General features: G+C 71.0%; 8 protein-coding genes and 2 pseudogenes. 9 read left to right on the forward strand and 1 reads right to left on the reverse strand.

Going from position 1 to position 9,063, the window contains the following annotated elements; all coding sequences use genetic code 11:
- Positions 1 to 96 precede the first annotated feature (96 nt).
- The 5 genes and pseudogenes from ACFV6V_RS00300 to ACFV6V_RS00320 all read left to right on the forward strand — a co-directional run.
- Positions 97 to 1,695: an FAD-binding oxidoreductase gene (locus ACFV6V_RS00300; RefSeq protein WP_385556763.1), complete on the forward strand. Its 1,599-nt coding sequence runs from the start codon at positions 97 to 99 to the stop codon at positions 1,693 to 1,695.
- Between the two features lie 88 nt (positions 1,696 to 1,783).
- Positions 1,784 to 2,665 (forward strand): diacylglycerol/lipid kinase family protein, encoded by an 882-nt coding sequence (locus ACFV6V_RS00305; RefSeq protein WP_385556766.1) that lies wholly within the window; start codon positions 1,784 to 1,786, stop codon positions 2,663 to 2,665.
- Between the two features lie 330 nt (positions 2,666 to 2,995).
- Positions 2,996 to 3,454 (forward strand): transglycosylase SLT domain-containing protein, encoded by a 459-nt coding sequence (locus tag ACFV6V_RS00310; protein ID WP_385556769.1) that lies wholly within the window; start codon positions 2,996 to 2,998, stop codon positions 3,452 to 3,454.
- 106 nt (positions 3,455 to 3,560) lie between these two features.
- Positions 3,561 to 5,069 (forward strand): glutamate synthase subunit beta, encoded by a 1,509-nt coding sequence (locus ACFV6V_RS00315; RefSeq protein ID WP_385556772.1) that lies wholly within the window; start codon positions 3,561 to 3,563, stop codon positions 5,067 to 5,069.
- 107 nt (positions 5,070 to 5,176) lie between these two features.
- Positions 5,177 to 5,703: pseudogene (locus tag ACFV6V_RS00320) on the forward strand (hypothetical protein); the annotation flags it as partial.
- Here the strand turns inward: ACFV6V_RS00320 and ACFV6V_RS00325 are convergent.
- Positions 5,663 to 5,824 (reverse strand): annotated as a pseudogene (locus tag ACFV6V_RS00325) (zinc ribbon domain-containing protein); the annotation flags it as partial. The pseudogenes ACFV6V_RS00320 and ACFV6V_RS00325 sit on opposite strands and share 41 nt — an antisense overlap.
- 151 nt (positions 5,825 to 5,975) lie before the next feature.
- On the opposite strand from ACFV6V_RS00325, the gene ACFV6V_RS00330 reads away from it, so the two are divergent.
- Genes ACFV6V_RS00330 through ACFV6V_RS00345 form a run of 4 tightly spaced genes read left to right on the forward strand, consistent with a single transcriptional unit; the run spans position 5,976 to position 8,918 of the window.
- Complete coding sequence (locus ACFV6V_RS00330; protein WP_385556775.1) at positions 5,976 to 6,686, forward strand: response regulator transcription factor; 711 nt, start codon at positions 5,976 to 5,978, stop codon at positions 6,684 to 6,686.
- Between the two features lie 25 nt (positions 6,687 to 6,711).
- On the forward strand, positions 6,712 to 8,241 hold the full coding sequence (locus tag ACFV6V_RS00335) for a sensor histidine kinase (RefSeq protein WP_385556778.1): 1,530 nt from the start codon (positions 6,712 to 6,714) through the stop codon (positions 8,239 to 8,241).
- A gap of 54 nt (positions 8,242 to 8,295) precedes the next feature.
- Positions 8,296 to 8,703 carry a hypothetical protein gene (locus tag ACFV6V_RS00340; RefSeq protein ID WP_385556779.1) on the forward strand — a complete coding sequence of 136 codons (408 nt, stop codon included), beginning with the start codon at positions 8,296 to 8,298 and terminating at the stop codon, positions 8,701 to 8,703.
- Positions 8,700 to 8,918, forward strand: coding sequence for a hypothetical protein (locus tag ACFV6V_RS00345; protein ID WP_385556782.1), 219 nt, complete (start codon positions 8,700 to 8,702; stop codon positions 8,916 to 8,918). Before ACFV6V_RS00340 ends, ACFV6V_RS00345 begins: the two co-directional genes overlap by 4 nt.
- The last annotated feature ends 145 nt before the right edge of the window (positions 8,919 to 9,063 follow it).

Here is a 9,063-nt window from a genome sequence, read left to right on the forward strand (position 1 = left end):
CGCCCCCGTCCCCCGGGCCGAAGGCCAGGGGGGAAGCCCCAAGACCCTCGCGGCACTGCGCCCCCGCGAAACCGACGGTGAGGAATGACTCGAGTGATGTCGACCGACATGTTGTGGAGCGGCTGGGGAGACCCGGCCAAGGCGGCCGCGCTGCCTGAATCGGTGACCGGCCTGCTGCGTGACCTGCTCGGAGTCGTGCCTCGTGAGAGCGGTCCCGCCGGGCTGGGCGACATCACGGTCGCCGGCACCCCGCTGGGCGACAAGGCGCTCCAGACGCTCGCCGAGCGTGTGGGCGGGCCGGAGCATGTGCGGACCGACGCGGAGAGCCGTATCCGGCACACCCGCGGCAAGTCGACTCCGGACCTGCTGCGCATCCGCGCCGGCGAGACCGACGACATCCCGGCCGCGGTCGTGCTTCCGGGCAGCCACGACGAAGTGCTCGCCGTGCTGCGCGCCTGCGCGGAGCTGGACCTGGCCGCCGTGCCGTTCGGCGGCGGCACCTCGGTCGTGGGCGGTCTGGCCCCGCAGGGCGGGCGCCTCTTCATCGCACTGGACCTGCGCCGGCTCGACGCCCTCACCACCCTGGACGAGGTCTCGCGCACGGCCACCCTCCAGGTGGGTCTGCGGGCACCGCAGGCCGAGGCGCTGCTGAACGAGCAGGGCTTCACCCTGGGCCACTTCCCGCAGTCGTACGAGTGGGCCACCATCGGCGGGTTCGCCGCGGCCCGCTCCAGCGGTCAGGCGTCCGCCGGCTACGGCCGCTTCGACGAGATGGTGCTGGGCCTGACCGTGGCCACCCCCGAGGGCACCCTGGACACCGGCCGGGCCCCGCGGTCGGCCGCGGGCCCCGATCTGCGTCAGCTGGTACTCGGCTCCGAGGGCGCACTGGGCGTCATCACCTCGGTGACCGTCAGGATCAGGCCGCTTCCGCAGGTCCGTGTGTACGAGGGCTGGCGCTTCCCCTCGTTCGAGGCCGGTGCGGCGGCGCTGCGCAAGCTCGCCCAGGACGGCCCGCGGCCGACCGTGCTGCGGCTGTCGGACGAGTCGGAGACCTTCATCGGCCTGGCACAGCCGGACAAGATCGGCAACGCGGAGGCGTCGGCCGCCGGATGTATGGCGATCGCGGGATACGAGGGCACCCCGGAGGACACCACCGAGCGCCGTGAGCAGGCCCGGAAGGTGCTGCTGGCCTGCGGTGGCGAGTTCGCGGGCGAGGAGCCCGGCGAGCGCTGGGCCCACGGCCGCTACAACGCGCCCTATCTGCGGGATGCCCTGCTTGACGCCGGGGCGTTCGCGGAGACGCTGGAGACGGCCACGTACTGGTCGAATCTGCCGGTGCTCTATGACGCCGTGCGCCAGGCGCTGACGGCCACGCTCACCGAGGCGGGCACTCCTCCGCTGGTCATGTGCCACATCTCGCATGTGTACGAGAACGGCGCGTCGCTGTACTTCACCGTGGTCTCGGCCCAGGGTGAGGACCCCGTCGCACACTGGGCCCCCGTCAAGAAGGCCGCCAACGACGCGATCATCGCGGCCGGTGGCACCATCAGCCACCACCACGGCGTGGGCACCGACCACCGCGACTGGTTCGCCCGTGAGATCGGTCCGGTCGGGGTACGGATCCTGCAAGCCGTCAAGGCCGAGCTCGACCCCGCAGGTGTGCTCAGCCCCGGCATCCTGATCCCGCCCCGCTGATCCGCCCGGTCCCGTCCGCGGGCACCGGCCATCCCTCATCCTCAAGCCACCGACCCCTCATCCGGCCGGCCTTCCGAAAGGCGCACACATGCGACAGTTCACCGCCGTCGTCAACCCCACCGCTGGAGGCTCCAGCGGAGCGGCCGGGCTGCTGGTGGTGGCCCGGCTGCTGCGGGAGGCGGGTGCCGAGCTCGACACCCAGTACAGCCGGAGCCTGGAGCACGCGCAGGAGCTCGCGCGCCAGGCCGGTGAGCAGGGGCGCGTGGTGCTCGCCGTGGGCGGTGACGGGATGGCCGGCTGCGTGGGCGGGGCGCTGAGCGGGACTGACGCGGTGCTCGGCCTCGTACCGGCGGGACGCGGCAATGACTTCGCCCGCGCGCTGGGGCTGCCCACCGACCCGGCCGAGCTGGTCGATGTGCTGCTGAACGGGTCGCCCCGGCCGGTCGACACCATCGAGGTCGAGTCGGCCGTCCATGCCAGGACGTCCGTACTGGGCAGTGTCTACTCCGGTGTCGACGCGGTCGCCAATCTCCACGCCAATTCCGCGAAGCTGCTGCGCGGGTCCGCTTCCTACTACGCGGGCGGTCTGCGGGCCATGGCGACCTGGCGGCCCGCCGCGTTCCGGGTCACCGTGGACGGGGTGGAGTACGAGCGCAGCGGCTACACCGTCGTCGCGGCCAACTCGGGCTACTACGGCTCAGGGCGCAACATCGCGCCGGGGGCGCGGATCGACGACGGGCTCCTGGATGTCGTGATCATCCGGCATGCGCCCCGGCACCTGTTCTTCGCCATGATGAACGAGCTCAAGACGGGCGCCCATGTGGACCGCCCCGAGGTCGAGATCGTGCGGGGCAAGGAAGTGCGCATCGAGGCCGACCGCCCCGTCCCGTACGGGACGGACGGCGAGGTCAACGCCACACTCCCGGTGACGGCCCGCGTCCAGCCGGGTGCCCTCAAGGTGCTGCACTGAAGGGCACCGCACTGAACCTGTCGTACTGAACTCGGCTTATTCCACCGTCACTTGACCCAAAACCCCATGGCCCACGGGGCGACACCTCCAGGTGTCGCCCCGTGGGTTTTGTGCTGCGCATCGCCGAACCGAGAAGGGTCTTTTGTCCGAAATTGCCATAGGACGGCCCCACCTAATTCAGACTCTTGTGGCGGCAATCACAGAAACCGACACTTGCCGTAGACCGTCCATATTCGGATGCTAGGAATTCCCTAGGCGGTTCCCACCTTTTAGCTATGAACCGCAGCACACGGGATCAGGTCAGACTAATCACGTGAAAGGCCCGACAATATGCGGCTGTCTCCCCTCCCCCAGAAGGCCCCCTCCAAGGCGTTCCGCTACCTCGTAGGCAGCGCCGCCGGCGCGGCCGTTCTGCTCGGTGTCAGCACGGCCGCCTTCCCGGCGTCGGCATCGGCAACTCCCGCCAGTTCGCAGCGCATTGACGTCTGGATCGACCACGCGCTCCTGGTCATGCGAGCCGAGGGAATTCCCGGGAGCCACGAAGGGATCCGCCGCAATCTCATACGCGAGTCGGCCGGTGACCCTTTCGCCATCAACCTCTGGGACTCGAATGCCAAGGCGGGCATTCCCTCTAAAGGCCTCATGCAGGTAATTGACCCCACATTTCGGACATACCACGTCAATGGCACCTCTTGGGACATCTACGACCCGATTGCCAACATCACCGCCGCATGCAATTACGCGGCCAAGCGCTACGGGTCCATCGACAACGTCAACGGCGCGTACTGAGACGCGGCCCCGACTCCTCGGACACCGCCCGGTGAAAGCGGTACAAACCAGGCGTACCCTGGTCACACCGCCGTAACGCACCGCGAGTGACTGATGGAGGCGGCGTATGACCGACCCCCACGGCTTCCTCAAGACCCCCCGCCGCCCCGTCCCGGCGCGGCGGGTCGAGGAGCGGCTCGACGACTGGCGGGAGGTCTACGCGGGGCAGGTACTTCTCCCGCTGGTGTCCGAGCAGGCGGGGCGCTGCATGGACTGCGGGATTCCGTTCTGCCACAGCGGCTGCCCCCTCGGGAACCTCATCCCCGAGTGGAACGCCTACGCCACACGGGGTGACTGGCGCGCCGCCGCGGAGCGGCTGCACGCCACCAACAACTTCCCCGAGTTCACCGGGCGACTCTGTCCGGCACCCTGCGAGGACGCCTGTGTGCTGGCCATCAACACCGATCCGGTGACCATCAAGAACGTCGAGCAGGCCATCGCCGACGAAGCCTGGGAGCGCGGCTACACACCGCCGCGGCCTCCGGAGCGGCTCAGCGGGAAGTCCGTGGCCGTGATCGGCTCGGGACCAGCGGGGCTGGCCGCCGCACAGCAGCTCACCCGCATCGGTCACACGGTCGCCGTGTACGAACGAGCCGACCGGGTGGGCGGACTGCTGCGCTATGGCATCCCCGAGTTCAAGATGGAGAAGCAGTACCTGGACCGCCGTGTGGAGCAGATGCGGGCGGAGGGCACCAAGTTCCGCACCTGCGTGGACGTCGGCGGCGATCTCGACGCCAGGGAGCTGCGGAGGCGCCATGACGCGGTGGTCGTCGCCGTGGGCGCGATGGAGCAGCGGGAGCTACCCGTCCCCGGGCGCGAGCTCGGCGGTATCCACCAGGCCATGGATTACCTGACGCTCGCCAACCGCGTCAGGGAAGGCGACTACGCCGCCACCCCGCTCAGCGCCGAGGGGAAGCACGTGGTGATCATCGGTGGCGGCGACACCGCGTCGGACTGCCTGGGCACGGCACTTCGCCAAGGCGCGGCCTCGGTGGTGCAGCTCGACATCAACCCGGAGCCGGGCGACGCCCGCCCGGACACCCAGCCCTGGCCGGTCACCCACCCGAAGGTGTTCCGGATCTCGCACGCCCACCAGGAGGCGCGGGGCCGCGAGGGCTCGGACCCCAGGCTGTTCGCCTCCGCCACGCTCCGCTTCGAAGAAGGCTCCCCGGGGCAGGTCCGGGCGCTGTGCCTGGCGGAGGTGGAGCCGGTGCGCCGGAGTCCGCTACCTGGCACCGAACGCGCGGTCCCCGCGGAGCTGGTCCTCATCGCGCTCGGCTTCTCCGGACCCGAGCGGCACAGCGGGCTGCGGGAGCAACTCGGGCTCGCCCTGGACGACCGGGGAAACTTCGCACGGGACGAGGCCTTCGCGGCGCTGGCGGGTGCGGCCGCCGAGACAGGGGGCGGGGTGCTCGACGGGGTGTTCGTGGCCGGTGACGCCGGGCGCGGTCAGTCACTCGTGGTGTGGGCCATCGCGGAAGGCCGGGCTGCGGCCGCCGCGACGGACCGCTATCTGACCGGGACCACCGTGCTTCCCGCACCGATCGCCGCCACCGACCGGCCGCTGGTCGCCTGACCCCGGTGGCCGGCCCGGCCGCTGCTCCCGACGACAACCCGAAACCTCAGTAACCGAACCCCAAGACTGGGCGTGGACAGTGGCCCGCTGCCTGATCCACCTCGGCACTCCACAACCCCACCCTGAAGGACCAGTCCGTGGAGGAGGTCTACGACCGCATCGCCACCGATCTGCGACGGCAGCGGCGGCTGGCCACCCTCCGAGGAAAGGCCGTCGGCGACATCCACGGTGAGCCGCTGCGCCCGCCCGGCGCTCCCGTCCATCTCGACGAGTTCTACCGGCGGGCACTGCTCAGCGGCCATCAGCCGCACACCGATCGCGACCGCGGACTGCTCCCGGCCGGCCTGGTCGAGGGAACCGCGCCATCACCCACCCTCTCGTGCCGTGGGACGCCCGACTCTCGCGCTGGTTCGACGAGTTCGTACCCCGACCGGAGCCGGTGCGCAGCTGCGCCCTGCCGGTGCGGCGTCAGGACCCCGCCATCCCGCGCGCCGGGCGGTACTTCCCTCCCGAGGAGATCGTCCGGTACACCTTCGCGGTCGACACATCGGGTTCCGTGACTCCTCCAACCCCTAAGCGGGGGTGGCTTCTCGCTAAGCGGGTTGAGCTTCGCGACGGACCAGCCCGGCCCGTAGAACATTCAGGGCGCCCACCGTGTCCGCGTGTGCGCTGTGGCCACACGAAACGCAGTGGAACTTCTCCTGTGTGGGCCGGTTCTCCTTGGCGGTGTGCCCGCATTCGGGGCACCGCCGGGAGGGTTCCGGATGCGCTGAGCTCCCGTGCTCGGGTGCCTGTGCCACCGGCGCCTGTGCTGTGAACCTCCCACCGGGCTGTCACAGAGGTCTGCACTACGGTGCTGGGGCCGGGCCGGGGCGGGCCGGGTGGCGAGGACGGGAGAGCGGGCGGATGGACAGTGGTGCGGGCCGGGGCCGTGTGCTGGTGGTGGATGACGATCCGGCGATCCGCCGGTCTCTGGAGCGCGGACTGCGGCTGGCCGGGTTCTCCGTGGGCCTGGCGGAGGCAGGGCAGTCCGCGCTGGGCCACGTACACGGCGGGTGCGCCGATGTGGTGGTACTGGACATCTCGCTCCCGGACGTCAGCGGCATCCAGGTGTGCCGGGCACTGCGCGACGGGGGCAACGACGTGCCCGTGCTGATGCTGTCCGCTATGGACGAGACGGCGGACCGGATCGCGGGTCTCCAGGCAGGAGCCGACGACTACCTGGTCAAGCCGTTCGCCTTGCAGGAACTCGTCCTGCGGCTGGAGGCGCTGCTGCGGCGCCGTCCGCCCCAGGCCACGGAAACCGTACGAGCCGGGCCGCTCACGCTGAACCCGCCGGCCAGGGAGGCGCGGGTGGACGGTGAGCCGCTGTCCCTGACACGGCGTGAGTTCGAGCTGCTCGAGGTACTCGCACGCAACGAGGGAATCGTGCTGACCAGGGACCAGCTGCTCGACCGGGTCTGGGGCTACGACTTCGAGGTGCGCACGGACGCCGTCGACACCTTTGTCAGCTATCTGCGACGCAAGCTGGAGGCGGGCGGACGGGCCCGGTGCATCCACACGGTGCGGGGTGTGGGCTTCGTGCTGCGCCATGACGGTCCGGTGCAGGACGGATGAAGGACGGAATGAGGGGAGGGGCGGCATGCATGCCCGACTGAAAGCCCGGATCCGGACGGCAGCCCGGATGAAGCTGTCCACCCGGATCGCACTGGCCGTGGCCGTCGCCGTGCCGGTCCTGGTGCTCGCGGCCGCATGGCTGCTGCTCCAGTTGGTGACACGCGACGCGCATGCGCAGCAGGACGCACTGCTCGCACAGCGCGCCGCACAGGTCGCCGATGAGGCCCGGGGGTTGCTGCGGGCAGCGGCGAAGGACCGGTCGGCCGCGGTCGAACGGGCACGCGAACGCAGGTTGTACGCCTCCGCTCTGGATGTCGGCATCCGGCTGACCGGGCCCGACGGAACGGTCTCCGGAGGCCCGCAGCCATCGGCCTCGGTGGCTCTTCCGGCGGTGGCACCGAAGCCGGTGAGCGTGGCAGACGCACATGGCAGTTGGCGGGTGCTCGCGGTCCCGGTGCGCGGTACGCGCGCGGGAGTCGAAGGAACGCTGTGGCTCTTCTCCCCGGACTCCACCGGTCAGGAGCAGGTGGCCCTCGTCCGCAGGCGTGTGGTGACGGTGGCTCTGCTGGCGGCTCCCGTTGCGGGGTTGCTGGGGCTGGCCATCGCGTCGGGCGCGAGCCGTCCGCTGCGCCGGTTGCAGCGCCGTACCAGCGGGCTCGATCCGGGAGCCGGCACGGCACGGCTCGAGCACGCTCCGACCGGGGTCACGGAGGTGGACGACCTCGCGCGGACCGTGCAGACGGTGCTCACCCGCTACGACGAGCAGGCCGCCCGGGCCTCGGAGGCCCTGGCCACGGCGCGCTCCTTCGCTGCCGCCGCCTCCCATGAACTGCGCACACCGCTGATGAGCATGCAGACGAATCTGGAGGTCCTGAGCGGTCACCCCGGCCTCGGTCCAGGCGAGCGCGCGGAGGTACTGGGCGATCTGCGCACCGAGCACACGCGGATGCTGGGCCTGCTGGTGATGCTGCGTGAGCTCGGCCGGGGTGATCTGGTGGAAGCGGACGCGTTCGGTGAGGTGGATCTGACGGAGGTGATCGACGCATCGGTTGCCGAGGCCACACGCAGACATCCCACGGCGGAGATCACGGTGCGTACCTCATCCGGTCCCGGCGTGTACGGATGGGAGCCGGGGCTCCGTACCGTTGTCGACAATCTCTTGGCCAATGCCCTGGTTCACGGTCGCGGGGCCGATGGGCGGGCCAGCATCGAGGTGGGGCTGCGTGTGGAGAGCGGCGGACCCGGCCAGGTGGCCGTCCTGACGGTGGACGACCGGGGGCCCGGTGTTTCACGGGCGCGGCGCGACGAGGTGTTCGAGCGTTTCAGGCGCGGACCGGACAGCCCCGGTTCCGGACTGGGGCTCACGCTGGTGGCCCAGCAGGCCGCACTCCACCACGGCCAGGCGAGGGTTCTGGACCCGCCGTCGGGCCCCGGGGCCCGTTTCGAGGTACGGCTCCCGCTGCGGGGGGATGCCGGGTCCTCGTTGCCGACCGAACGCGACTGGCTGATCGGCACGGCACGGCTGCCACAAGGTTTCCACAAAGTCGGTTCCTAGCCTCCGCGCAGGCGCAGGCACTTGGGCCGCGCCACGCTCCGGGAGGTACACGTCATGAGGACCGTCAAGACCGCTGCGCTGGCTCTCACCACCGTCACGGCCCTGCTCGCCACCGCGGGCGCGGCCACGGCCGACGCGGGGAAACCCTCGCCTGGGCGTACGCCGAGCGGTGACGGTGCCAAGGCGCTGTGCAAGCGTGCGCCGAAGGTCGAGAAGCGGCTGGAGCGGGCCCTTGAGCGGCTGCGTGGGGACGCCGCACAGCGCGGCTCCGTGAGCCGGCTCGAGAAGCGGGTGGAGAACGCCGAGAAGGCGGGACACACCGAGGTCGAGAAGTACCTCAGTGGCAAGCTCGCGTTCCGCCGGTCCCTCGTGCCGACGCTCGAGAAGCGCCAGAAGGACCTGGCCGCGGTGAAGACCTGGTGCGAGGCGAACAACGGGAACAAGGGCGGGGAGGCGAAGTGAGGCGCGCCCCGTACACCGTCGCGTTCGCCACGGGCTGCCTGGTGGCACTGCTCGGGGTCACGGGCTGTATGCCCGGCGAGGGTGGCGAGAGCGGTGCTGCGCCGACCGAGCGGACGACCGCCGATCCCTCGCAGGTGGCCGAGATGACCAAGCTGGTGGAGGGCGCGGAGTCGGCCGTCGCCGATGCGGAGTCCGCAGCGGCGGAGGACCGCTGAGCGCGGGCCGCTGGTGTGCTGCTGCCGGGGGGGGGGGGGGGGGCCCCCCCCCGCCGCGCCGGCCCCGGGGGGCCCGGGGGTACCCGGGGGCGGGGGGTGCCCGGGGCCAAGTGGGTGCGGTTTCAGGCGGGGGTAGTACCCGGGG

This window comes from Streptomyces sp. NPDC059828, assembly GCF_042731955.1.
Taxonomy (GTDB): domain Bacteria; phylum Actinomycetota; class Actinomycetes; order Streptomycetales; family Streptomycetaceae; genus Streptomyces.

Bases quoted from the DNA above. Each gene is read 5' to 3' on its own strand.
- ACFV6V_RS00300 (WP_385556763.1), top strand. From the start codon at position 97: ATGTCGACCGACATGTTGTGGAGCGGCTGGGGAGACCCGGCCAAGGCG.
- ACFV6V_RS00305 (WP_385556766.1), top strand. From the start codon at position 1,784: ATGCGACAGTTCACCGCCGTCGTCAACCCCACCGCTGGAGGCTCCAGC.
- ACFV6V_RS00310 (WP_385556769.1), top strand. From the start codon at position 2,996: ATGCGGCTGTCTCCCCTCCCCCAGAAGGCCCCCTCCAAGGCGTTCCGC.
- ACFV6V_RS00315 (WP_385556772.1), top strand. From the start codon at position 3,561: ATGACCGACCCCCACGGCTTCCTCAAGACCCCCCGCCGCCCCGTCCCG.
- ACFV6V_RS00330 (WP_385556775.1), top strand. From the start codon at position 5,976: ATGGACAGTGGTGCGGGCCGGGGCCGTGTGCTGGTGGTGGATGACGAT.
- ACFV6V_RS00335 (WP_385556778.1), top strand. From the start codon at position 6,712: ATGCATGCCCGACTGAAAGCCCGGATCCGGACGGCAGCCCGGATGAAG.
- ACFV6V_RS00340 (WP_385556779.1), top strand. From the start codon at position 8,296: ATGAGGACCGTCAAGACCGCTGCGCTGGCTCTCACCACCGTCACGGCC.